Consider the following 21,339-nt stretch of genomic DNA (forward strand, 5'->3'; position numbering starts at 1 on the left):
GCCGTTGTCGTTTTCAGCCGTTGATGACCTCCGCCATGGCGGCCGGGAGCGGGATGCCGATCACGATGTTGAAAGAGAAGGTCAGCGTGAGCGCCGCCCCGAGCGAGCAGGCCGCATTGGCCACCGGCAAGGCGAGCCGCGTGGCGGCGGGAGTGGCGATGTAGGAGGCCGAGGCCGAGGCCATTCCCAGCACCACCGCGCCGCCCTATGCGCGCCCACCCGGCGAAAGCCGGCCGGGCGGAAGCGGGGATCGTGACCTTGGATAGGAGCGAGGCACGTTTCGGCCGGCGGAAGGTGCCATGTGGCCCCTCCGCCCGCCGCGGTGATCACCTGTTCAGTGGCGCCTTGCCCGCATCAGCGGGCACCGCCCCGTCAGGCGGTCTTGCCCACCTGCCGGGTCTTCCACAGCGAGAACAGGACGCCGCCCGCGATCATGGCCAACGTGACCGAGAGCGAGATGGCGGGGTCCAGCTTGCCGAAGAAGTGGCTCCAGAAGATCTTGATGCCGATGAAGACCAGCACGCCGGCGAGGGCGTACTTCAGATATTCGAAGCGGTGGACCATGGCGGCCAGCGCGAAGTAGAGGGCGCGCAGGCCCAGCACGGCCATGATGTTGGCGGTGAAGACGATGTAGGTGTCCGTGGTGATGGCGAAGATGGCCGGCACCGAGTCCACCGCGAACACGAGGTCCGCCACATTGATCACCACCAGCGCCAGGAACAGGGGCGTCGCCCACAGCACCACCCGGCCGGTGACCGGATGGGGACGGCGCACGAAGAAGCGCTGGCCGTGCAGCTCGGGCGTCACCCGCATCCGCCGCGAGAGGAAGCGGATGGCGGCATTGTCGGTGACGTCGCTCTCCCCGCCGCCGGCGAACAGCATCTTGAGGCCGGTGACCACGAGGAAGGCGCCGAACAGCAGCAGCACCCAGTCGTATTCCTGCACCAGTGCCGCGCCCACGCCGATCATGATGCCGCGCAGAACCAGCACCGCGATGATGCCCCACACCAGCGCGCGATACTGATAGGCGCGCGGAATGGCGAAGTAGCCGAAGATCATCGAGATGACGAAGACGTTGTCGATGGAGAGCGCCTTCTCGATGGCATAGCCCGTGAAGTACTGGAGGCTCGCCTCCGCGCCCATGGACAGCCAGATCCAGCCGCCGAAGGCGATGGCGACGGCGATGTAGAAGGCGGAAAGCTTGAGGCTTTCGGCGATGCCGATCTCCTTGTCGTCCTTGTGCAGGACGCCGAGATCGAAGGCGAGCAGCGTGAAGACGATGGCGAGGAAGCTCGCCCACAGCCAGGCGGGCTTGCCGATCACCTCCATCGCAAGGAGGCTCATCAGGGTGTCCATGGGTCTCTTTTCCGGATGTACGGGCGCGACGCCGCGACCCGCGGCGGCACGCAGCCACCGCAGGCCGCGGAACCGGCCTTGATGTTCAAGGGATGAAGAGGACCGACATGGCGGCGGAATGCGCCGTCAGAGGGGCCCGGGCCTCCGGGGAGTGAACGGGAACCCGACCTGGTTACGAGGCAATCAGATCGGAACGTGCTCCAGGCTCAAAGCGCGGGCTTGAGGACAGGACCCGCGAAACGGCGCCTGCGGACGACCATCACCGGGGCGAAACCCTCGCGCCGGATGTAGTCGATCTGGTCCCGCAGTTGCAGTTTCATTTTCTTCAGGCCGAGCACACGCAGCCCGTCCGGCTGCGGCCGCTTGCGCTCCGAGGCGATCTCCGCCTCCAGCAAAGCGTGGCGCGACGTGAGGGATTTCAGGATCTGGTCCAAGACAACCTCCTTTCAACGGGGAGGAGCATGCGGGATCGGACTTGATAGGTCCAATGCATAGTTTCTATATTCTCCATAGCCTCGAACTATCGTGAACCGCCATGCCCTTTCGTCCGTCCCATCGCCAGCTGGAGTATGCGGTCGCCTTGGCCGAAACCGGCCATTTCGGTTCCGCGGCCAAGCGCTGCCACGTCTCGCAGCCCACCCTCTCGGTCCAGATTGCGCAGCTCGAACAGCAGCTCGGCACGCCCCTGTTCGACCGCACGCGGGCGAAGGTGACGCCGACCGCCATCGGGGCACGCATCGTGGAGGCGGCGCGCTCGGTGCTGCTGACGCTGGACGACATCGTGACGGTGGCGGCCACCGGCGCGGACAATCTCGGCGGCCTCATCCGCCTCGGCGTCGCGCCCACCTTCGGACCGTATTTCCTGCCGAACCTCCTGCCGGTGCTGCACGGCAAATATCCCGCGCTCCAGATCTACGTGCGAGAGGACCGGCCCGCCGCCATCGAGCGCGACGTGATGACGGGCGATCTCGACTGCGGGCTCATTCCGCCCCCCGCCTCGGGCCACGCCCTCACCTTCCGCCGCATCTGCCGGGAGGCCATTTATCTCGGCGTCGGCAAGGACCACCGCCTCGCCGCGAGCGGTCGCGTCAAGCCCCGCCAGCTCAAGGGTGAGCGCCTGCTCACACTCGGGCGCGGCCACCATTTATTCGAGCGGGCGCGGGAGCTGGCGGCGGCGAGCGGCGCCGACATGCGGGAAGATTATGAGGGCACGAGCCTCGATGCCCTGCGCCAGATGGTGGTGATGGGCATGGGCGCGTCCCTCTTCCCGGAACTCTATGCCAAATCCGAATTCCGCGTGCAGGATCACGTCGCCCTGCTGCAGATCGACGGCTGGCCGGCGAGCCGCGACATGGGCTACATCTGGCGGGCGAGCAACGGGCGGGCCGCCCAGTTCGAGGAACTGGCGCGGGAGAGCGAGCAGGCGTGCGCGGCGCTGGGGCTCAGCGATGAGCCGCCAAAGCACGCCTGACGGGGAACGTTCGGCCAAGGCGCCCGTTCGACGACCGGGACACAGCGCGTGATTTCGGGAGCGCGCGGGGCGGAGCGTCACAGCTTTGTCATCAATGGCAGGACATCTGCACCCCGAGCTCAGCCCCCGGGGACGATGATGGATTATTTCCGCCGCTTCACCTTCCTGTTCGCGACCCCCGCCTTCGACGCGGACGACCTCGAGGGCGTCCGCCTCAACCAGATCGTGGACGAGATCGGCCGCGCCGGCTTCGAGGTGGTGATGGCGCGCGATCTCGATGACGCGCAGATCGCGGTGCAGACGGACGCCGCCATCGGCTGCATGCTCATCGACTGGGGCAAGAAGGGGCTGGAGGGCAAGACCGCCGCTCTCATCAACCTTATGCGTAAGCGCGGGCTCGACTTCCCCATCATCCTGCTGGTGCGGCGCAAGCGCTTCGAGGATCTGCCGGTCGAAGTGCTGGACTTCATCGACGGCTACGTCTTCCTCTCGGAAGAGACCCCCGCCTTCATCGCCAAGAACCTCGTTTCCCGGCTCAAGCAATACGCCGAGACGCTGAAGACACCCTTCTTCGGCGCGCTGGTGGATTATGCGGAGGAAGGCAACCAGCTGTGGACCTGCCCAGGCCACAACGGCGGCGTGTTCTACAGCCGCAGCCCCATTGGCCGGGTGTTCATGGAGCATCTCGGCGAGGCCGTGTTCCGCGACGACCTCGACAATTCCGTGCTTGATCTCGGCGACCTGCTGACCCACGAGGGCCCCGCCCTTCAGGCGCAGAAGGAAGCCGCCAAGATCTTCGGCGCGGAGAAGACCTATTTCGTGCTGAACGGCACCTCCACCTCCAACAAGGTGGCGCTCTCCGCCCTCGTGACCGACGGCGACCTCGTGCTGTTCGACCGCAACAACCACAAGGCCGCCCACCATGGCGCGCTGCTCATCGGCGGCGGCATCCCGGTCTATGTGCCCACCGTGCGCAACGCCTGGGGCCTCATCGGCCCGATGCGCTGGGACAAGCTGGACGAGACGGCGCTGCGCGAGGCCATTCGCACCAATCCGCTGGTGAGCGATCCCGATGCCTGGCAGCGCCCCCGCCCCTTCCGGGTCGCAGTGGTGGAGCAGTGCACCTATGACGGCACCATCCACAATGCCGAGATGATCCTGAAGCGGATCGGCCACCTGTGCGACTACATCCTGTTCGATGAGGCCTGGGCGGGCTTCATGAAGTTCCACCCGCTCTATGCGGGCCGCTACGCCATGGGCCTTTCCGACCTCGGTCCGGACTCGCCCGGCATCATCGCCACCCAGTCCACCCACAAGCAACTGGCGAGCTTCTCGCAGGCCTCGCAGATCCACATGAAGGACCGGCACATCACCGGCCAGAAGCGGCGCGTGGAGCATCGCCGCTTCAACGAGAGCTTCATGCAGCACGCCTCCACCTCGCCTTTCTATCCGCTGTTCGCCTCCCTCGACGTGGGCGCCCAGATGATGAAGGGGCGTTCGGGTGAGGTGCTGTGGGACGATACGATCCGGCTCGGCATCGAGCTGCGCAAGAAGATCCGCGCCAGCCGCCGCGAGTTCGAGGAGAAGGAGAGCCGGCCGGAACGGCGCTGGTTCTTCGAGCCCTTCGTGCCCGAGCGCGTGGCCATTCCCGATGCTGCCCGCCCCGGTGCGTTCCATGACGTGCCGTGGGAAAGCGTGGGCACCGACCAGCTCGCCACCGATCCCGCCTTCTGGCAACTGGCGCCCGAGGCAAAGTGGCATGGTTTCGGCGATCTGGCGCCGGGCTTTGCCATGACGGATCCCAACAAGCTCACCCTGCTGACCCCTGGCTTCGACCGGACTACGGGCGACTATACGGAGCACGGCATTCCGGCCCCGGTGGTGGCGCAATATCTGCGCGAGAACCGCATCGTGCCGGAGAAGAACGACCTCAACTCGCTGCTCTTCCTCCTCACCCCCGGCGTCGAGGCCAGCAAGGCGGGTACGCTCATCTCCGGCCTCGTCGCCTTCAAGCGCCTGCATGACGACAACGCGCTGCTGGAGGACGCGATTCCGGAATTCTTCCGCCGCCGGCCGCAGCGCTATGCCGGCGTGCGCCTGCGCGACCTGTGCGGGGAGATGCACCGCTTCTTCCGCGAGGCGAATGTGAGCCGCCTGCAGGCCCAGCAGTTCTGCCCCGAGCATCTGCCGGAAATGGCCATGTCGCCCCACGACGCCGCCCGCTGCCTCGTGCGCAACGATGTGGACTATCTGCCCATCGACGCCATCTCGGGCCGCATCGCCACAACGCCCTTCGTGGTCTATCCGCCGGGCATCGCCACCATCGTGCCGGGCGAGCGCCTGACGGAACGCGCGCAGCCCATGATCGATTATCTCAGGATGTTCGAGGCGAGCTTCAACACCTTCCCCGGCTTCGAGGTTGAAATTCAGGGCGTTTACCGCGAGATCGATGCCACGGGGCGGGTGCGGCTCTATACCTATGTGGTCAGCGAATAGGATTGCGTCAGGACGCCATGGAGACAGACACCGCCATCGTCATCCGCCCCACCCGTGACGAGGATGTGGATGCGATGCTTGCCATTTACCGTCACCACATCCGCCGCGGCGTCGAGGAGGGTGTGGATGACGGCTCGCCCGAGCCGGACGATCTGAAGGACCGCCGCAAGAACCTGAAGAACCGGCGGCTGCCCCACATCGCCGCCCTCTTCAATGGCGAGGTGGTGGGCTATGCCTATGTGGTGCCGTTTCGGAAGCGTCCGGCCTATCGCTACGCGGTGAAGCACTCCATCTATGTGCATCACGACCACACGGGACGTGGCATCGGTCGCGATCTGATGCAGGGGCTGGTGGATGCCTGCGCCGCCGCAGGCTTCCGCCAGATGATCGGCTATATCGATGCGGACAACAGCGCCTCGCTCACGCTGCACGAGCGTTTCGGCTTCACCCGCGTCGGGATTCTGCCGGGCGTCGCCTATCGCTTCGGCCGCTGGGCGGACACGGTGATGGTGCAGCGGGCCATCGGCCTTGGGGCCACCACGCCGCCGCCGCCAAGCCGCTGATTTCACACACGCCGCGCCTTTCCCAAACCGCCCGAGGACGGTGGCTGGCATCCTTGACCCCTGGTGGGAATTATACAATATTCCAGCCAACGGCAGCGCTGGCACCTCCGGACCCGCTCCGGGGGTGATCGCGCCGGGCCTTCAGGCCACAAGCGCCGCTGCCGCCGTGAAAAGGTCAAACCGATCCGCCACTACAGGCGGCGCATTCCTTGAGGGAGGCTGAACCATGGCCGGCTCCGTTCCTGCGGACCACCACGCGAAATCTGAAGTGCTGGCGCTCATCGACAAGGTGTCCGACCTGATCGGCAACGACGCCTATGCCGACGCGGCGCGCGAGATTGCCGCCTTTGTGAACGGCCGTCCGGGCCTGCGCTATTTCGTGGAAGAGGCCCTGCCCTCCCGCGTGTCCGACCACGTGCTGAAGAAGACCGGCGCCCACGTGGCGTTTACCACCTACACGCTGCGCAACCCCAATTGGGCGACCGAACTCGCGCAGGCCTGCACCGATCCGGAGGCCTTCGAGCGCCTCGTGAAGGGCCTTGAGGCTGCCATCTCCACGGGCAAGAAGGCCGCGGCCTGAGCCGCAGGACCCATCCGGCCTTTATCCGATCCTGAGACGCCCCGGCCTCCGACGAAGCCGGGGCGTTCTGCTTTTCATCAGCCCGCGTGCGCGCCGGTGTGGATCACCGTGCCCACATGCTCGCCCCGCAGCGCGGCGGTGAGACGGCCGGGAACAAGACCATTGATGACCTGCACGCGCTCGATGTGGCGGGCCGTGCCCATGACCTCCGTCAGCGTGTGGTCGAACGGCAGCGGTCCGCCCGCCGCCGCCAGCGCCGAGGCGGACGTCTCGCGCACCAGCTCAGCCTTCGCGCCGTCCGGCCCCTTGGGATCGGCCGTATAGACGCCGTCCACGTCCTCCACGATGGTCAGCCCGGCCGCGCCCACCGCGTCCGCCACGAGGAACGCGCCGGTATCGGCCCGATGGGGCGGGATGCGGGAGGTGGGGAATTCGTGGTGGTGATAGGGCGGGAAGGCACTGCCCACCACCGCGCGCGTGGCCTGAAGGTGGATGGCGAGCTGGCTGGCGATGGTCGGGTGCTCCACGTAGGAGACGCCCTCCGCCGAGAGCAGCAGCGCAAGCATGTGGCCGTTCTGCCCCGCCTCGCTCGCGGCGAGCGAGGCCAGCGAGCCCACCGGCAGGCCGAGATCGAGACCCACGCTGTAGAGATGCCGCGCCCGGATGCCGGCGCCGGTGAGGATGAGCATCCGGTGCTCCGGCAGGAGGCTGCGCAGTTCGTCGACGAGCGGCAGGATCGCCTCGGCGCCGCGATCCATGATGGAGCGCCCGCCGATCTTCACGACCTGGAGCCAGGGCAGCAGGCGGATGGGGCGCTTGTCGGCCACGGGCTTCACCAGATCCCCGTCCAGCAGGGTCTGGCGGGCGAGCGGCGAGGCGACGTGCTTGATGGTGTTGGTGGTGTCGGACATGCCCGCCCCTCAGTTCGCCGTGATGATGGTGCCCACATGCTCGCCGGCGAGCGCGCGGGTGAGGTTGCCGGGCACGAGGCCGTTCACGATCTGCACCTGCCGCACATGGCGTGCGGCCTTGAGCAGGTCGAGCACGGGGAATTCGAGGATCGAATCCTGAAGCCCCTTCTCCTTCATCTCGTCCACCGAGATCTTCGGGATGAAGGTGGCGTCCTTCGCCGTCTTCGGATTGGCGGTGTAGAGGCCGTTCTCGTCCTTCACATAGATCATGGCCTTGCAGCCGAACTGCTCGGCCAGCAGGAAGCAGCCCGCGTCCGTGCGATAGGGCGGGATCACGCCTTGTGCCGCCGGGCGCATCCAGAGGCCGTAGGGCGGCATGCCGCTGAAGACCACCGCATTCACTTCCGCCAGATAGAGCGGCACGGCGGAGAGCCCGGCGCCATCCACGGCCGAGATGCCGTGCTTGGCGAGCAACTGGCCGAGCATGGCCGCATTCTGGTCCGCCACCGAGGCGCCGAGCTGGGAGAGCACGCCAGCCGGCAGATTGAGGCCGGCGGCGATGGAATAGAGGTGGCGCGCGCGGGTGCCGGCGCCGGTGCCGATGAGCATCTTGTGCGCCTTGCGGGCGGACACGATCTCATCCACCAGCGGATAGACGGCCGCGCGCCCGCGATCGATGACGCTCTGGCCGCCGATCTTGATGACGCTGGCCTCGGGGAGGATGCGGAAATCCGGCGCGGTCTCCGCCGCCGCCTGAAGCTGCGGATCGGTCAGCGACCGTTCCATGAGAAGCGCTTCGAGCTCCGCTGTGGTGTCGGCCATGATGTCCCCTTCTGTTGATGGACGACCTTATGGCTTGAACGCGGCCTTAAAAAAGGCCCCAGAGGTTGTGCCCGGAAACACCGTGGCGTCGCAGGCGCTGGCAAGCCGCAGGACAGCGCGCCCTGCGCAACGCGCCGCGCGGATCGGCCGCGCACTGCCCCAGCGGCAACGGAGCGACGGCATCAGGCCCGCTCCGCAGGTCGCCCGCGTGTGATTGGCCCCGGCCCTCGTGGAGGGCTATGAGAGGCATCCATGCCCCGCAATCCCTATCACTCCGGCCCGCAGACGTCGCATTTCGACGGCCTGCGCTTCTTCAATCCGGATCATCCGCCCACCGACCGCGCCCTGCGCGAGATCCTGCGCTGGAAGATGAAGGGCCGCGCCACGCCGTGGACGCCCGCCCCCAACCGCCCGCAGGCGATCCCCGAGGCGCGGGTGCCGGACCTCAGCGTGACCATCGTCGGCCACGCCACGGCGCTGATCCAGATCGAGGGGCTGAATATCCTGACCGACCCCGTCTGGTCGGAACGTGCGAGCCCCTTCTCCTTCGCCGGACCGAGGCGCGCCTGCCCGCCCGGCATCGCCTTCGCGCACCTGCCGCCCATCGACATCGTGCTGCTCAGCCACAACCATTACGACCACATGGATCTGGCCACGCTGCGCGCCCTCCAGACCCGCGACCGGCCGCTGATCGTGACGCCGCTCGGCAACGACGCCATCGTGCGGCGGGCGGTGCCGGACGCGCGCTTCCAGACCGGCGACTGGTGGGACGTCGTCGTGCTTGCCGGCGGGATCGAGATCACCTTCCTGCCGGCGCAGCACTGGTCCGCCCGCACGGGACGCGACCGGCGCATGGCGCTGTGGAGCGGCTTCATGGTCCGCACCGGCAGCCGCCTCGTCTATTTCGCCGGCGACACCGCTTACGGCAACGGCCGCATCTTCCGCGAGATGCGCACGCGCATGGGCCGGCCGGACATGGCGCTGATCCCCATCGGCGCCTACGAGCCGCGCTGGTTCATGAAGGCGCAGCATGCGGATGCCCGCGAGGCCGTGCAGATCATGGAGGATCTGGAGGCCGAGCAGGCGGTGGGCATCCATTGGGGCGTCTTCCGCCTGACCGACGAGGGGCGCGAGGAGCCTCCCGCGATGCTGGCGGCGAGCCTGGAGGCACGTGGCATCGCCGCAGCCCGCTTTCCGGCCGGCGAACCGGGCGCGAGCTATGGCATGGGCGGGGTTCGCCCGAACCTCGTCCTCTCCTGCACCGAATAACACCTCAGAGCGCTGATTTGGCACCGTCCTGCGGCGGATGCGCCCATGGTTGTGCACGCCCCGCAGGACGCTGGGGCAGAGCTGTTTTGAAGCCGGTGCAGCCATGCGCCGGACGCCTAGACGCGGACCGCAAAAACGCTAAGTTCTCGCCCCCGAGGATCGCCCCTCCGGGGCGAGAGACTGAAAGCCCGGCAAGACCCCATGGATGCGGGCCTTGGCGCCGGGTCTCCGATCGCTGAAGGACGCCGAGACCGTGCAAGACAGCCATTCCGATTCGCCGCAACTGTCGCTGGCCAAGGACAAGATCCGGGTGCTGCTTCTGGAAGGCGTCAATGACAGCGCCGTCCAGATCATGACGGACGCCGGCTATACCAACGTCACCCGCCTGACCAAGGCGCTCGACGGCGAGGCGCTCAAGGAAGCCGTGAAGGGCGTCCACATCCTCGGCATCCGCTCGCGCACCCATATCACCGCCGAGGTCCTGGAAGCCGCCGACCGCCTGATCGCCGTGGGCTGCTTCAGCGTTGGCACCAATCAGGTGGACCTCGACGCCTGCCGCGTGCACGGCATTCCCGTTTTCAACGCGCCCTTCTCCAACACCCGCAGCGTGGCGGAACTCGTCATCGGCGAGATCGTGATGCTGCTGCGCCGCATCCCGGCCCGCTCGGTGGCCGCCCATGACGGCCGCTGGGACAAGTCGGCCCATGACAGCCACGAGGTGCGCGGCAAGACCCTCGGCATCGTCGGCTACGGCAACATCGGTTCGCAGCTCTCGAACCTCGCCGAAGCCATGGGCATGAAGGTGATCTTCTACGACGTCACCGACAAGCTGCGCCACGGCAACACTGAATCCGTCGGCTCGCTGCAGGACCTCCTCGGCCAGAGCGACGTGGTGAGCCTGCACGTGCCCGAGACGCCGTCCACCCACGGCCTCATCGGCGCCGCCGAGATCGCCGCCATGAAGGCCGGCGCCTATCTCATCAACAACAGCCGCGGCACCGTGGTGGACCTCGACGCGCTCGCCGCCGCCCTCAAGAGCGGCCATCTGCGCGGCGCGGCCGTGGACGTGTTCCCGAAGGAGCCCGGCTCCAATGGCGAGCGCTTCGTGACCCCGCTCCAGGGCCTCGACAACGTGATCCTCACCCCGCACATCGGCGGCTCGACCGAAGAGGCGCAGGAGCGCATCGGCTCTGAAGTGGCGCGCAAGCTTGTCGATTACAGCGACAGCGGCTCCACCATGGGCGCGGTGAACTTCCCGCAGGTGCAGCTGCCGGCCCGTCCGCAGGGCACGCGCTTCATCCAGGTCCAGCGCAACCTGCCCGGCATGCTCGGCCGCCTCAACGAGGTACTGGCCCGCCACTCGGTCAACATCGCCGGCCAGTATTACGAGACCTATGCCGACGTCGGCTATGTGGTGCTCGATGCCGATGCCTCGCAGGCGGACAGCCAGCGCGTGCTGGAGGACATCCGCGCCATCGACGGCACCATCCGCGCCCGCCTGCTCTACGAATACAAGATCTGAGCCGCGCCCTCATCTTTACAGCCGTTCCAGAAGGCCGCCGCGCATCCACGCGGCGGCCTTCTCCCGTATGAGAGCGTGGCAAAAGGCGGCGGCGGGGCGAGGGGCGTCTCCCCCTCCTCCTTCGTTGATCTGGTCCGCCGCTTGCGCCATGGTGCCGCCGGGAGAGCCGCCCCGCGCGGCGGATGCATCGCAGGTGGATAGATGGCAGAGCCGCACGATACGGCGCACGAGCACTCCAAGACCACGGCGCACATGTGCGATCCGGACGAGATCATCCCGCGCGACCTGCGCTTCGACATCATGGGCAATGCCCAGAAGCACTGGCTCGACGATGACATCATCAAGACCATCCTCATCGATGGCCTCTCCATCTTCCTGCCCGAGGGCGAGCGCTTCTTCATCCGCTCGCTGAAGCACTACGGCCCCAAGCTGGCCGACAAGGAACTCGCCGCCGAGATCAACGGCTATGCGGTGCAGGAGGCGTTCCACACCCGCGAGCACGAGGAATACAACCGGGCCATGAAGAAGCTCGGCTATGACGTGGATGCCATGGAGAAGCCCATCCGCATGGGCTTCGAGATCGTGACCAACCCGCTGCACCGCCTCTCGCTGACCTGCGCCATCGAGCACATGACGGCGACGCTCTCCACGCTGACGCTTCGCCATCCCGACCTGCTGGACAATGCCGCCCCCGCCTACCGGCGGCTGTGGATGTGGCACGCGCTGGAGGAACTGGAGCACAAGGCGGTCGCCCTCGACGTGCTGAACGCCGCCACGCCCAACATGAGCCGCTGGCAGCGCTATCTGGTGCGGGTGCTGGGGATGAACGGAACGCTCTTCCCCTTCCTCGCCCTCTTCCTGCGCAACGTGCCCATCTATGCCCGCAACGACGGCGTGAAGACGGGCTTCCGCTTCTGGATGCGCTTCTTCTGGATCACCATGGTCGCGCCCGGCTATTGGCGGCGCTGCCTGCCGAACGTGCTGCGCTACTATCTGCCGGGCTTCGACCCCCGCAACAGCGACGACGCCGAACTGATGCGCAAGGGCCGCGACTGGCTCGCCAAGGACATGCCGCCTCCGCGCGCGGCCAACGCCGCCGTTTGAGGCTCCCATGACCAGCCGTCTCTTCAACCAGATGCTCGAGGGCATCGACCGCGGCGCCTTTCCGCGCACCCGCAAGTGGGCGTGGCGCGGGGTCTACAACATGCTCTCGCGCTTCTGGCGCGACGACGACTGGCGCTTCATGAACTACGGCTATGTGCCGGAGGGCGTGGCCTTCCCGCTGGAGGCGGCCGACGAACCCGAGCGGGCCTTCATCGGCCTCTATGCGCAGGCTGTGGACGGCCTGCCGGTGGCTGGGGCGCGGGTGCTGGAGATCGGTTCGGGACGTGGCGGCGGCGCCCGCTATGTGGCGCGCTATCACGCGCCCGCTTCGGTGACCGGGCTCGACTATTCGCCCGAGACCGTGCGCCTCGCCCGCAAGCTCAATGCCGACACGCCGAACCTCTCCTTCGAGCAGGGCGATGCGGAACACCTGCCTTTCCCCGATGCCAGCTTCGACATCGCGGTGAACATCGAATCCTCCCACTGCTATGCCAACATGCCCGCCTTCGTAGGCGAGGTGGCGCGGGTGCTGAAGCCGGGTGGCTGGTTCACCTTCGCCGACATGCGCGGACGCGCGGCCATGACCGAGCTCGACCGCCAGATGGCGGTGCCGGGCCTCGATCTCGTGTCCGAGCGCAACATCTCTCCCCGCGTCGTCGCGGCATTGGACGCGGCCGATGCCCGCAAGCAGGCCCGCATCGGCAAGGCGCTCCTGATGAAGCGCTTCATGTCCGAATTCGCCGGAGCCAAGGGCTCCATGCTCTACAAGGGCCTGTCACGGGGCGAGGTGATCTACGTCGCCCGCCGCTATCGCAAGGCGGGCTGAGGCCTCGCGCTTCCTCGCATCTGCGGCCAAGCCTTCGGTAGCCGGCTGGCGGCGCTGCGGCCCGGCCCAGTTCCGCTCGGGAATTTGACCAGGGATTGGACGCGTCTGCACTGGACATCACGGCTGCGCTCACGTCTGCTTCCGGACCTCAGATCCAGTGAGGACAAACGGGGCTGGCATGATGTTTTCGACCATTCGCACGCGCGCGCTGCGGGCAGGAGCCGCGATGCTGTTCGCGACGGTGCTGGCTGCCATCGCGAGCCTTTGCGCTTCACCTGCGGTCCTGGCAGCGGATTATCCCGCACCGAAGGAAGGAACCTTCGTGGCGCGCAATTTCCGCTTTCATACCGGCGATGTCCTGCCCGAGCTCAAGGTCGGCTACGTCACCATCGGCGATCCCTCGGGCGAGCCGGTCCTGATCCTGCACGGCACCACCGCCTCCTCGGCCAGCATGTTGACACCGGAATTCGCGGGTGCGCTGTTCGGGCCGGACCAGCCGCTGGATGCGCGCCGCTACTTCATCATCATCCCGGACTCCATCGGGGTGGGCCGCTCCTCCAAGCCCTCCGACGGTCTCAAGGGCACCTTCCCCCGTTACAATTACGCCGACATGGTCGACGCCCAATACCGGCTGGTGACGGAAGGGCTGGGGCTGCGGCACCTGCGTCTCGTGCTCGGCTATTCCATGGGCGGCATGCACGCCTGGCTCTGGGGCACGCAGCATCCGGACTTCACCGACGCGATCGTCCCCATGGCCGCCCAGCCCGCGCCCATGTCCGGTCGCAACTGGATGATGCGGCGGATGGTGATCGACGCGGTTCGCAACGATCCGGCCTGGAACAACGGCAATTATACCGAACAGCCGCAGGCCTTCCGCATCGCCAACGTCTTCTTTGGCATCGCCACCACCGGCGGCACCCTCGCTCTGCAGGCCGCGGGTCCCGATCGCACCGCGGCGGACAAGGTGGTGGACAGCCGGCTTGCGGCGCTGACCAAGATGGACGCCAATGACTACCTCTATCAATGGGATGCCTCGGCCGACTACGACCCTTCCGCCGATCTCGGCCGCATCTCGGCGCCGGTCCTCGCCATCAGTTCGGCCGACGACGAGCGCAACCCGCCCGAGACCGGCATCATGGAAGCGGGCCTGAAGCGCGTGCCGCAGGCCCGTCTCGTGCTCATCCCCACCAGCCCCGCGACGCGCGGCCATGGCACCACGGTCATCGCGCGCCTGTGGAGCGACGACCTGCGGGCCTTCCTCGCGAGCGTACCGAAGCGCCCGCAATAGGCCTGGAGGCGCAGCACCTCAGGCGGCGCTGCGTTCCGCCAGGGCGGGCAGGAGCCGGGCCTCCAGCGCTGCCAGCGTGACCGGCCCGGCAATGCCGTCCGTCTTCAGGTCGTTCTTCGACTGGAAGTCACGGACGGCCTCTTCCGTCTTCGGGCCATAGCGTCCGTCCGCGGTGAGACGATAGCCGAGACGATTGAGCTTGGACTGGAGATCGGACACGGAAAATTCCGGCGCTGCGGCTTCCCACGGTGCCCCGGTCCCGAGCACCGCCCAGATCCTGTTCAGCCACGCGACACGCTCGGCATAGCCATTGTAGCCGCCGTTGATCGTGCGGGTGAGCTGGCGGACATTCCCCTGGTCCGCGAGCAGGTTGCAGGCCCCGCGCGTCCATTCCGCCAGCGCCGGCTTCAGCGCATGCTCGGGATGGATCACCTGGGTCGGGTCCTCCTCGAAGAGGTCGCCCACGCCGGAAAGCCGGCCCATCTCGCGGTGCTGGCCGCGCCCCGTCGTCTGAAGCAGGCCGTTGCCCCGGTAGGCCCAGCCATCGCCCGGCTGGGTATTGCCCAGTTGCCGCGCCATGGACGGATTGCCAAGCCCATAGACACGCTCGAACAGGGCAACCCCATTGCCGGCGAGTTGCCGAGCCTCGATGGGCGTCACTGCCGCGCTGTGATGGCCGATGCCGAAAATCTGCTCGATGCGCGGCGCGGTATAGGAGCCGCTCTCGCGGACGATCGTCAGCCCGCCGGTCTCATGCAGTACCTGCGCCAGAAGGTGCGCCAGCCGGAGCGGCGTGTTGACCTGTGCCGCGAGCAAGGCGGCGTCGCCCTGCGCAAATGCGGCGACATACTCCGGCTTGGCGTGAGGGGCGACCTTCCCAATGACCTGAACAGCCCGCATGTGACGCTCCAGTGGTCAATGCACTTGAGTTTAAATTTCCAAAGTATTCGACGCACATGGGAACTCCGGAGCAAGGCTCCCGCGCACCGGACTACTGCCGGCCAGCCATACTCCCGCTCGCATGCGGCGGGCGGCGGGCATAGCCCCGCGAGCAATTGGCCTGCATGTCCTGCTCAAGCATCACATAGGCGATGAGAAGGGCGCGGATCGTGCCGCGCATGTCGCCGTGGCACGCCTCGATCGCAGCATCGACGTCGAGGTCGGAAATGTCGAGGGTGTCGGATGCCTCCGGAACGCGCACCAGGTTCATGGGTCTCATCTCCAGCGAACTGCGATGAGGGAATCATGCCATAAGAACAAAACAGGAACAAGCCTCATGACGGCGCCTATGCGCGATGGCTCTCGACCAGCCTGAGCAGGGCGGCGAGCGGGCCTTCGGGCACCTCGTCGCGATAGGCGAGGCTCAGGGGCGCAAACAGGCGGATCGGCGGCGCCAGACGGCGATAGACGATGCCGTTCGTCTCCAGCCGCGCCATGGAGGCCGGCACGATCGAGAGGCCCAGCCCCGCCGCCACGAGGCTCAGGGTCGAAGCGAGGCGCGGCGCCTCCTGCCCCACCCGCGGGCTGAACCCGGCCTGCTGGCAGGCGGCGATGATGCTGTCATAGAGGCCCGGCCCCGAGGGGCGCCGATAGAGGATGAAGGTGTCCTCCTCCAATGCGGCGAGTTCCAGCGCCCGACGGCGGAGGGCGGGTGCCGCGAGACGGTGATGGTCGGGCAGCGCCACGAGCATCTCTTCATCCAGCACATGGGCGATGACGAGGCCGTCCGGCCGCGCCACCGGCGCACGGACGAAGGCGGCATCGAGACGCCCGTCCCGCAGCGCCGCGATGAGTTCCAGCGTGCTTGCCTCTTCCAGCGAAAGGGAGAGGGTGGGCGCCGCCTCGCGCATGGAGCGCACCAGCGCCGCGACGAGGGCGTGGAAGGCGGCGGACGACGTGAAGCCGAGCGCAAGGCGCCCCTCCTCGCCTCGCGCGGTGCGGCGTGCGGCATCGAGCGCGCGGTCCACATCGGCGAGGATCAGCCGCGCCTTCTCCACCAGCACCAGTCCGGCGGCGGTGGGCTCCACGCCCCGGGGCAGCCGGCGGAACAGAGGCGTCCCGACCATGCCCTCCAGCGCCTTGATCTGCTGGCTGAGCGGCGGCTGCTGGATGCCGAGCCGGGCGGCCGCGCGGGTCATGTGCCCCTCCTCTGCGACGGCCAGGAGATAGCGCAGGTGCCGCAGTTCGATCATTCCATATCCTATAAATATGCTGCAGGCCTCTTCCATATATTAGACAGCGCCGTGAAACGGGACTAGAGCCCAACCACGAACCACAGCACAGCGGGCGCCCACGCGCCCCGCCGGAAGATCCAGCCGCAGGGGATACGCGCCATGGACACCCGCCCCACCCCGCCACTGGCGGAAACCGCGCCGCCGCCGTCGGTCGGCGCGCTCTTCTTCGGCTTCCTGAAGCTCGGCCTCATGGGCTTCGGCGGTGTGCTCCCCTTCGCCCGCCGAATGATGGTGGAGGACCGGCGCTGGCTGACGCCGGCCGAATTCACCGATCTGCTCGGCCTGTGCCAGTTCCTGCCCGGCGGCAACATCATCAACATGTCGGTGGCCATCGGCCTGAAGTTCCGCGGCGTGGCCGGGGCGTTCGCCGCCCTCATCGGCCTCATTGCCATGCCCACGCTGATCGTCATCGGCCTCGGCGCGCTCTATGACCGCTATCAGGACGATGCGGTGGTGCACCACCTCTTTGCCGGGCTCGCCGCCGGGGCGGCCGGCCTCCTCATCGCCACGGCCGTCAAGATCGCGGCGCCGCTGCGCACCAATCCGGCCGGCATCGCAATTGCGCTGGCCGGCTTCCTTTTCGTCGCCGTGCTCCGCCTGCCGTTGCTCGTGACGCTCGGCACGCTCGCGCCCCTGAGCATCCTGATGGCCTGGAGGCGCGCGTCATGACGCCGATACTACTCTCATTGTTCGTCATCTTCGCCGAGCTCTCGGTGCTGGCCTTCGGCGGCGGCAACACCATCCTGCCGGAAATGCAGCGGCAGATGGTGGACGTGCATCACTGGATGACCGCCCAGCAGTTCAGCGCCATGTTCGCGCTCGCGCAGGCGGCACCCGGCCCCAACATGATGATCGTCCCGATGATCGGCTGGCGGCTGGCGGGTCTGCCGGGTGTCCTCGTCACATCGCTGGCGAAGTTCGGCCCCTCCTCGCTCATCACCGCCTTCGCGCTTCACCTGTGGGAGCGCTTCAAGGACCGGCCCTGGCGGCGCCACATCCAGCAGGGCCTTGTTCCGGTAACGGTGGGGCTCGTCGCCGCCAGCGCCGCGCTCATCACCGAAGCGTCAGTCCAGAACCTCACCCTCGCGCTGATCGCCGGAGCCTCGGCGCTCGCCGTGCTCAAGACGCGGGCCCATCCGCTGGCGGTTCTGGCGGCCGGCGCCGCCATCGGCCTCACCGGCTTCGGCCAAGGCTGAGGTTGCCGCGCTCCCTCGGCTGGAGCTTGGCCGGGCCACTTTTGTGAATTTTTCGTGGCCGCCGGTGCGGTGGCCGGGAACCTTATGGTGGAGAAGAAGTTAACGATACGAACGCTCGCAGGCACCCGGGAACGGCATCTCCGTCCCACCGCCTGTCGATCCGGGGAAGGCCCCGGCAGCGCTCAGGTTGGATCTCATGCACGGCCGGGGTTCCCCGCCGCAGATCGGAGCTGAAACCATGGGCTCGTTTTCGTACCCCTCCACCCGCACCTCCCGTATCCTCATCGGCTCGCGCGAACGCGAGGTGGCGTCCCTCGACGAGGCGCTCGGCTTCATCCGCGAGTGTGACGGTGACGATCTGGCGGAACTGCTGGCGGGCCAGGCCCAGGCGTCGGGCATGAGCGGCAAGGCGTCCCTCAGCGCGCTCAAGGGCCGTCTTGAGGCCTTCCGCAGCGTGCTTGCGGACGACGGCCTGCGGGCCTGACGCAACCGCGGCAACAAATTGTTCTTCATGAAGCAACAATTCGTCGATCGGAGCGTTGTCTGGTCATGACTGTGCATATCGGAACTCTCGGGGAGATCCCCACCACGGCGCTCAAGGCGCCGAGCCCGCACCGCCGGGCTCCCAACTGGGGCGCCTTTCTCGCGCGTCCCATCCCTCTCGCGGACGGCGAGCGGGTGCTGGAGCGGCTGTGGGACGCAGCCGACGTTCTTCACGCCGAGGCCGGCGAAAGCCCGGATGCCGCCGAGAAGGCGCTGATCGCGGCGGCCCAGAGCGGCGAGCGCGGCGACATCTCGGATGCCACCGACAGCCTTGAAATCTACCTCCGGCGCCGCGCGCTCATCTGATCGCGCCGCCTGCCGCTCCGGGTCGTACCCCGGGCGGCGGACGACGGATGGCCTCACGGCTGGAAGGTGAGAAACAGGAACGCCGCGAAGATGACGAGATGGGTGAAGCCGTAGAGGATGTTCGTCCTCCCGCTGCCCAGCGTCAGCGAACTCACGAGCAGCGTCGTCGCCATGAGCACGGTGTCGCGCGGCGTAAGCCCGAGCACGAGCGGCTTGTTCAGCGCCAGCGACACGACTGCGACCGCCGGAAACGTCATGCCGATGGTGGCGAGAGACGAGCCCAGCGCCAGATTGAGCGACTTCTGCAACTGATCGCGCCGCGCCGCCTGGAAGGCTGGAATGGATTCCGGCAGCAGGATCAGGATGGCGACGATGAGGCCAGTCACCGCCGGCGGTGACCCCACCGCCTCGCGCCCCGCCTCCACCACGATGGCAAACTTCTTCGACAGCAGCACGATCGCCGTGAGGGCGGCAAACAGCAGGCCCGCGCTCAACAGCGCCCGCGCGGTGGGAATGGCATGCTCGACCGCCACCACGCTGCCGTTGCTGCTGACAAAATAGTCGCGGTGACGAACCATCTGGATGTACAGGAAGACGCCATAGAGGATCAGCGTCAGCACGCTGAAGAAGGCAAGCTGGCTGCTGGAATAGAATGGCCCCGGCGTGCCCTGCGTATAGTTCGGCAGCACCAGCGTCAGTGTCACCAGAACGATGAGCACCGTGAGATAGGCACCGGCGCCCGTGGTCTCATAGACCTGCTCCTTGAAGCGCAGGCCGCCTCCCAGAATGCAGATGCCCGTGAGGCCGGTGCATACGGTCATCACCACCGAGAACACCGTATCGCGCGCCAGCTCCGGGCTGCCGCCGTCGTCGGAGAGCATCACCGAGGCGATCAGCGCCACCTCGATGATGGTGACCGCGGCGGTGAGCACCAGCGTGCCGAACGGCTCGCCGGTCGCATGACCGATCACCTCAGCATGATACACCGCCGCGAAGATCGCCCCGAAGATCACGGGAATGAGGACGATGGCGAGCAGGATGCCGCTCGTGCTGCCGGTGAAGCCCTCATCGAAGCCGAGCCCCGTGGCGAGCCCGAAATAGCCGAGCGCGACGATGGGATAGAGCCAGGCGGACTTGGGCATGGGCCCGGAAACATCGGCGGCCATTTCTTCTCCTTTGGAAACGTGCGTCCCATAGGGCACGAACGGCGCATGTCCGCAATGGACAGGAGGCACCGGCGTGCACGCGCGCCGAGCGCGCGCACGCGATGTGGCACCGGCTATTTCGCCTTGGCGAGCACCTGGGCGAAATCAGAATCCAGTCGCGCCAGCGCCGTATCGATGGCCTGCCGGTGCTCGGAGATCCAGCGCTGCTGGGCGGCGAGGTTCTGGTCCGTCTCCGCCAGCATCCGCTTCATCTCCGCCGGCTGCGGGCCGCCGCTGGTCGCGCGGTTGCGCAAGATGGCCACCGGATCGAGCGCGGCCCGGAACTGGGCCTCGCTCATCGGAAGTTCACCGACTGGCAGCTTCATCTCCGCCAGCGTCTCGCGATAGATGCGCTGGGCCTCGGCATAGGGAAAGTCCGAGGGCCGGATGTCGTGGGCCTTGGCATAGCCCACCACCTCGGAGGCGAAATGATGCCCGACGCGGAAGGGCAGCTTGTAGGTCCGCATCAGTTCATCGGCAATTTCCTGCGAGGCCGTCCAGTCGCTGTTCAGTTCCTCCAGCGCCCGGTCGCGGTCGATCACCAGCGCCTTCAGGATGCGGTCGAGGTTGCGCAGGGTTGCCACCGTACGGGTGATTACCTCTGCATTGTCGCGCACGCTCTTGGGGTCGTTCATGCCCGGCGGGATGTTGTGGGCGGCGATGGCCCGGCCCATGGCGAGCGTCAGCACCATGGAGGCCTGTCCGCGCGTGTCGTTCAGGAGCCCCGGATTGCGCTTCTGGGGCATGGCGCTCGACACATAGGTGTTACCATCCCCCTCCCGCAGCAGGATCCACGGGCGCGGCTGCGCATATTGCACCATCACGTCCTGGATGAAGGCGCCGGTGTGCAGGGCGATGGAGGTCGCCACCGCGCCGATCTCCACCGGCATTTCGGCGGCGGAGATCTGGGCGGCGTCATAGGCATTGTCCACCTTGGCCGGAAAGCCGAGATAGGCCGCCATGCGGTCGCGGTCGAGCGGCCAGCTCGTGCCGTTCAGCACCGTCGTTCCCATGGGTGAGCGGTCGAGCCGCGCATAGGCCTGGCGCAGACGCTCGGCATCGCGCTCGAAGCCGGCCACGAAGCCGAGCAGATAATGACCATAGCTGTTGGGCTGGGCAGCGACGCCATTGGTGTAATTAGGGACGATCGTGTCCTGCTGCGCCTCCGCCACCGCCCGCAGGGTGGCGGTGGTCGTGCGCAACTGCTCCGCCAGAGCGAGAAGTTCGTCCCGCATCACGGCGGCGCGGACGGTCGAGAGCATGTCCTGGCTGGAGCGGCCCGCATGCAGGAGCGTCGCCTCGACGCCCGCCGCCTCGATGAGCAGCGGCTCGAAGGTGATGACCAGAGTCGGCCGCTTGGCGCCGGGCCTCGCGCCGTCCTTCAGCACCTTGTCGAGCCCCTGCGCGATGCGCGGCGCCAGCGCCGGATCCAGCAGCCCCTGGCTGGAATTGATGACCAGCGAGGCCTTGTTGATCTCCCCGAGCCAATAGAACTCGTCGCGCCGCGCCTCCGACTGCGCCTGCGCGGTGCCGGTGGACAGGGTGAGGGCACTCATCATCACGGCTCCCGCGACCTTTGCCGCCATCCGCATGGCTTATCCTCCCGTTTGTTGGCCGGAGCATAGCGAGCGATCGGCGGGCGAGAAA

Annotated in this window: 23 protein-coding genes; 13 read left to right on the forward strand and 10 right to left on the reverse strand. The window is 67.3% G+C overall.

From position 1 onward, the window contains the following. Positions 1 to 13 precede the first annotated feature (13 nt). The 3 genes from AZC_RS25960 to AZC_RS15575 all read right to left on the reverse strand — a co-directional run bounded on the left by AZC_RS25960 (position 14) and on the right by AZC_RS15575 (position 1,790). Positions 14 to 184: a sodium-dependent bicarbonate transport family permease gene (locus AZC_RS25960; protein ID WP_197531778.1), complete on the reverse strand. Its 171-nt coding sequence runs from the start codon at positions 182 to 184 to the stop codon at positions 14 to 16. A 188-nt stretch (positions 185 to 372) separates the two neighbouring features. Next, positions 373 to 1,356 carry a TerC family protein gene (locus AZC_RS15570; RefSeq protein WP_043879448.1) on the reverse strand — a complete coding sequence of 328 codons (984 nt, stop codon included), beginning with the start codon at positions 1,354 to 1,356 and terminating at the stop codon, positions 373 to 375. Positions 1,357 to 1,562: 206 nt separating this feature from the next. Then, the gene (locus tag AZC_RS15575) at positions 1,563 to 1,790 is read right to left on the reverse strand and encodes a YdcH family protein (protein ID WP_012171541.1); all 228 of its coding nucleotides are present in this window, start codon (positions 1,788 to 1,790) and stop codon (positions 1,563 to 1,565) included. 101 nt (positions 1,791 to 1,891) lie between these two features. Here AZC_RS15575 and AZC_RS15580 point away from each other — a divergent pair, with 101 nt between their 5' ends. The 4 genes from AZC_RS15580 (at position 1,892) to AZC_RS15595 (ending at position 6,466) form a co-directional block, all read left to right on the forward strand. After that, positions 1,892 to 2,827, forward strand: a complete 936-nt coding sequence (locus AZC_RS15580; protein WP_012171542.1) for a hydrogen peroxide-inducible genes activator — start codon at positions 1,892 to 1,894, stop codon at positions 2,825 to 2,827. Between the two features lie 138 nt (positions 2,828 to 2,965). Next, a complete protein-coding gene (locus AZC_RS15585) occupies positions 2,966 to 5,323 on the forward strand; it encodes an Orn/Lys/Arg decarboxylase N-terminal domain-containing protein (RefSeq protein WP_012171543.1) in 2,358 nt (785 codons plus the stop codon). Positions 5,324 to 5,340: 17 nt separating this feature from the next. Further along, the gene (locus AZC_RS15590; protein ID WP_012171544.1) at positions 5,341 to 5,886 is read left to right on the forward strand and encodes a GNAT family N-acetyltransferase; all 546 of its coding nucleotides are present in this window, start codon (positions 5,341 to 5,343) and stop codon (positions 5,884 to 5,886) included. 226 nt (positions 5,887 to 6,112) lie between these two features. Further along, a complete protein-coding gene (locus AZC_RS15595; RefSeq protein WP_012171545.1) occupies positions 6,113 to 6,466 on the forward strand; it encodes a hypothetical protein in 354 nt (117 codons plus the stop codon). Positions 6,467 to 6,543: 77 nt separating this feature from the next. Here the strand turns inward: AZC_RS15595 and AZC_RS15600 are convergent, their stop codons facing one another. After that, the gene (locus AZC_RS15600) at positions 6,544 to 7,377 is read right to left on the reverse strand and encodes a molybdenum storage protein subunit alpha (RefSeq protein WP_012171546.1); all 834 of its coding nucleotides are present in this window, start codon (positions 7,375 to 7,377) and stop codon (positions 6,544 to 6,546) included. A gap of 9 nt (positions 7,378 to 7,386) precedes the next feature. Continuing rightward, entirely contained in the window at positions 7,387 to 8,199 is an 813-nt protein-coding gene (locus AZC_RS15605; RefSeq protein ID WP_012171547.1) for a uridine monophosphate kinase, read from the reverse strand. A gap of 252 nt (positions 8,200 to 8,451) precedes the next feature. Between AZC_RS15605 and AZC_RS15610 the strand changes: the two genes are divergently transcribed. The 5 genes from AZC_RS15610 to AZC_RS15630 all read left to right on the forward strand — a co-directional run bounded on the left by AZC_RS15610 (position 8,452) and on the right by AZC_RS15630 (position 14,208). Beyond that, entirely contained in the window at positions 8,452 to 9,468 is a 1,017-nt protein-coding gene (locus AZC_RS15610; protein WP_012171548.1) for an MBL fold metallo-hydrolase, read from the forward strand. A 253-nt stretch (positions 9,469 to 9,721) separates the two neighbouring features. Then, positions 9,722 to 10,990, forward strand: coding sequence for a phosphoglycerate dehydrogenase (serA, locus tag AZC_RS15615; RefSeq protein WP_043880380.1), 1,269 nt, complete (start codon positions 9,722 to 9,724; stop codon positions 10,988 to 10,990). A gap of 201 nt (positions 10,991 to 11,191) precedes the next feature. Further along, on the forward strand, positions 11,192 to 12,094 hold the full coding sequence (locus AZC_RS24495) for a metal-dependent hydrolase (RefSeq protein ID WP_012171550.1): 903 nt from the start codon (positions 11,192 to 11,194) through the stop codon (positions 12,092 to 12,094). A gap of 7 nt (positions 12,095 to 12,101) precedes the next feature. Then, positions 12,102 to 12,920 (forward strand): class I SAM-dependent methyltransferase, encoded by an 819-nt coding sequence (locus tag AZC_RS15625; RefSeq protein WP_012171551.1) that lies wholly within the window; start codon positions 12,102 to 12,104, stop codon positions 12,918 to 12,920. A 226-nt stretch (positions 12,921 to 13,146) separates the two neighbouring features. Continuing rightward, the gene (locus AZC_RS15630) at positions 13,147 to 14,208 is read left to right on the forward strand and encodes an alpha/beta fold hydrolase (protein WP_043879449.1); all 1,062 of its coding nucleotides are present in this window, start codon (positions 13,147 to 13,149) and stop codon (positions 14,206 to 14,208) included. An 18-nt stretch (positions 14,209 to 14,226) separates the two neighbouring features. Here AZC_RS15630 and AZC_RS26300 read toward each other — a convergent pair whose 3' ends face one another. The 3 genes from AZC_RS26300 to AZC_RS15645 form a co-directional block, all read right to left on the reverse strand. Beyond that, a complete protein-coding gene (locus AZC_RS26300; protein WP_012171553.1) occupies positions 14,227 to 15,108 on the reverse strand; it encodes a peptidoglycan-binding protein in 882 nt (293 codons plus the stop codon). A 91-nt stretch (positions 15,109 to 15,199) separates the two neighbouring features. Continuing rightward, positions 15,200 to 15,418: a hypothetical protein gene (locus AZC_RS15640; protein ID WP_043879450.1), complete on the reverse strand. Its 219-nt coding sequence runs from the start codon at positions 15,416 to 15,418 to the stop codon at positions 15,200 to 15,202. A gap of 76 nt (positions 15,419 to 15,494) precedes the next feature. After that, on the reverse strand, positions 15,495 to 16,400 hold the full coding sequence (locus tag AZC_RS15645) for a LysR family transcriptional regulator (RefSeq protein WP_012171555.1): 906 nt from the start codon (positions 16,398 to 16,400) through the stop codon (positions 15,495 to 15,497). Positions 16,401 to 16,541: 141 nt separating this feature from the next. Here AZC_RS15645 and AZC_RS15650 point away from each other — a divergent pair, with 141 nt between their 5' ends. From AZC_RS15650 to AZC_RS15665, 4 genes are all read left to right on the forward strand, one after another. Further along, positions 16,542 to 17,111, forward strand: coding sequence for a chromate transporter (locus tag AZC_RS15650; RefSeq protein ID WP_012171556.1), 570 nt, complete (start codon positions 16,542 to 16,544; stop codon positions 17,109 to 17,111). Continuing rightward, positions 17,108 to 17,638 (forward strand): chromate transporter, encoded by a 531-nt coding sequence (locus AZC_RS15655; protein ID WP_012171557.1) that lies wholly within the window; start codon positions 17,108 to 17,110, stop codon positions 17,636 to 17,638. Before AZC_RS15650 ends, AZC_RS15655 begins: the two co-directional genes overlap by 4 nt. 238 nt (positions 17,639 to 17,876) lie before the next feature. Continuing rightward, positions 17,877 to 18,122: a hypothetical protein gene (locus AZC_RS15660; protein WP_043879451.1), complete on the forward strand. Its 246-nt coding sequence runs from the start codon at positions 17,877 to 17,879 to the stop codon at positions 18,120 to 18,122. Between the two features lie 65 nt (positions 18,123 to 18,187). Continuing rightward, positions 18,188 to 18,487: a hypothetical protein gene (locus AZC_RS15665; RefSeq protein ID WP_012171559.1), complete on the forward strand. Its 300-nt coding sequence runs from the start codon at positions 18,188 to 18,190 to the stop codon at positions 18,485 to 18,487. A 53-nt stretch (positions 18,488 to 18,540) separates the two neighbouring features. Here AZC_RS15665 and AZC_RS15670 read toward each other — a convergent pair whose 3' ends face one another. Together AZC_RS15670 and AZC_RS15675 are read right to left on the reverse strand one after the other, a co-directional pair. Further along, complete coding sequence (locus AZC_RS15670) at positions 18,541 to 19,653, reverse strand: calcium:proton antiporter (RefSeq protein ID WP_043879452.1); 1,113 nt, start codon at positions 19,651 to 19,653, stop codon at positions 18,541 to 18,543. A gap of 113 nt (positions 19,654 to 19,766) precedes the next feature. Next, positions 19,767 to 21,284 carry an argininosuccinate lyase gene (locus tag AZC_RS15675; RefSeq protein ID WP_012171561.1) on the reverse strand — a complete coding sequence of 506 codons (1,518 nt, stop codon included), beginning with the start codon at positions 21,282 to 21,284 and terminating at the stop codon, positions 19,767 to 19,769. Between the last annotated feature and the right edge of the window lie 55 nt (positions 21,285 to 21,339).

Source organism: Azorhizobium caulinodans ORS 571 (genome assembly GCF_000010525.1).
Classification (GTDB): Bacteria; Pseudomonadota; Alphaproteobacteria; order Rhizobiales; family Xanthobacteraceae; genus Azorhizobium; species Azorhizobium caulinodans.

Excerpts from the sequence above, each read along its gene's own strand:
- AZC_RS15610 (WP_012171548.1), top strand. The coding sequence starts at position 8,452 with ATGCCCCGCAATCCCTATCACTCCGGCCCGCAGACGTCGCATTTCGAC.
- AZC_RS15605 (WP_012171547.1), bottom strand. The coding sequence starts at position 8,199 with ATGGCCGACACCACAGCGGAGCTCGAAGCGCTTCTCATGGAACGGTCG.
- AZC_RS15670 (WP_043879452.1), bottom strand. The coding sequence starts at position 19,653 with ATGGCCGCCGATGTTTCCGGGCCCATGCCCAAGTCCGCCTGGCTCTAT.
- AZC_RS15650 (WP_012171556.1), top strand. The coding sequence starts at position 16,542 with ATGGACACCCGCCCCACCCCGCCACTGGCGGAAACCGCGCCGCCGCCG.
- AZC_RS15660 (WP_043879451.1), top strand. The coding sequence starts at position 17,877 with ATGGGCTCGTTTTCGTACCCCTCCACCCGCACCTCCCGTATCCTCATC.
- AZC_RS15655 (WP_012171557.1), top strand. The coding sequence starts at position 17,108 with ATGACGCCGATACTACTCTCATTGTTCGTCATCTTCGCCGAGCTCTCG.
- AZC_RS15600 (WP_012171546.1), bottom strand. The coding sequence starts at position 7,377 with ATGTCCGACACCACCAACACCATCAAGCACGTCGCCTCGCCGCTCGCC.
- AZC_RS15580 (WP_012171542.1), top strand. The coding sequence starts at position 1,892 with ATGCCCTTTCGTCCGTCCCATCGCCAGCTGGAGTATGCGGTCGCCTTG.
- AZC_RS24495 (WP_012171550.1), top strand. The coding sequence starts at position 11,192 with ATGGCAGAGCCGCACGATACGGCGCACGAGCACTCCAAGACCACGGCG.
- AZC_RS15640 (WP_043879450.1), bottom strand. The coding sequence starts at position 15,418 with ATGAACCTGGTGCGCGTTCCGGAGGCATCCGACACCCTCGACATTTCC.
- AZC_RS26300 (WP_012171553.1), bottom strand. The coding sequence starts at position 15,108 with ATGCGGGCTGTTCAGGTCATTGGGAAGGTCGCCCCTCACGCCAAGCCG.
- AZC_RS15570 (WP_043879448.1), bottom strand. The coding sequence starts at position 1,356 with ATGGACACCCTGATGAGCCTCCTTGCGATGGAGGTGATCGGCAAGCCC.
- AZC_RS15675 (WP_012171561.1), bottom strand. The coding sequence starts at position 21,284 with ATGCGGATGGCGGCAAAGGTCGCGGGAGCCGTGATGATGAGTGCCCTC.
- AZC_RS15595 (WP_012171545.1), top strand. The coding sequence starts at position 6,113 with ATGGCCGGCTCCGTTCCTGCGGACCACCACGCGAAATCTGAAGTGCTG.
- AZC_RS15630 (WP_043879449.1), top strand. The coding sequence starts at position 13,147 with ATGCTGTTCGCGACGGTGCTGGCTGCCATCGCGAGCCTTTGCGCTTCA.
- AZC_RS15590 (WP_012171544.1), top strand. The coding sequence starts at position 5,341 with ATGGAGACAGACACCGCCATCGTCATCCGCCCCACCCGTGACGAGGAT.
- AZC_RS25960 (WP_197531778.1), bottom strand. The coding sequence starts at position 184 with ATGGCCTCGGCCTCGGCCTCCTACATCGCCACTCCCGCCGCCACGCGG.
- AZC_RS15665 (WP_012171559.1), top strand. The coding sequence starts at position 18,188 with ATGACTGTGCATATCGGAACTCTCGGGGAGATCCCCACCACGGCGCTC.
- AZC_RS15645 (WP_012171555.1), bottom strand. The coding sequence starts at position 16,400 with ATGATCGAACTGCGGCACCTGCGCTATCTCCTGGCCGTCGCAGAGGAG.
- AZC_RS15625 (WP_012171551.1), top strand. The coding sequence starts at position 12,102 with ATGACCAGCCGTCTCTTCAACCAGATGCTCGAGGGCATCGACCGCGGC.
- AZC_RS15585 (WP_012171543.1), top strand. The coding sequence starts at position 2,966 with ATGGATTATTTCCGCCGCTTCACCTTCCTGTTCGCGACCCCCGCCTTC.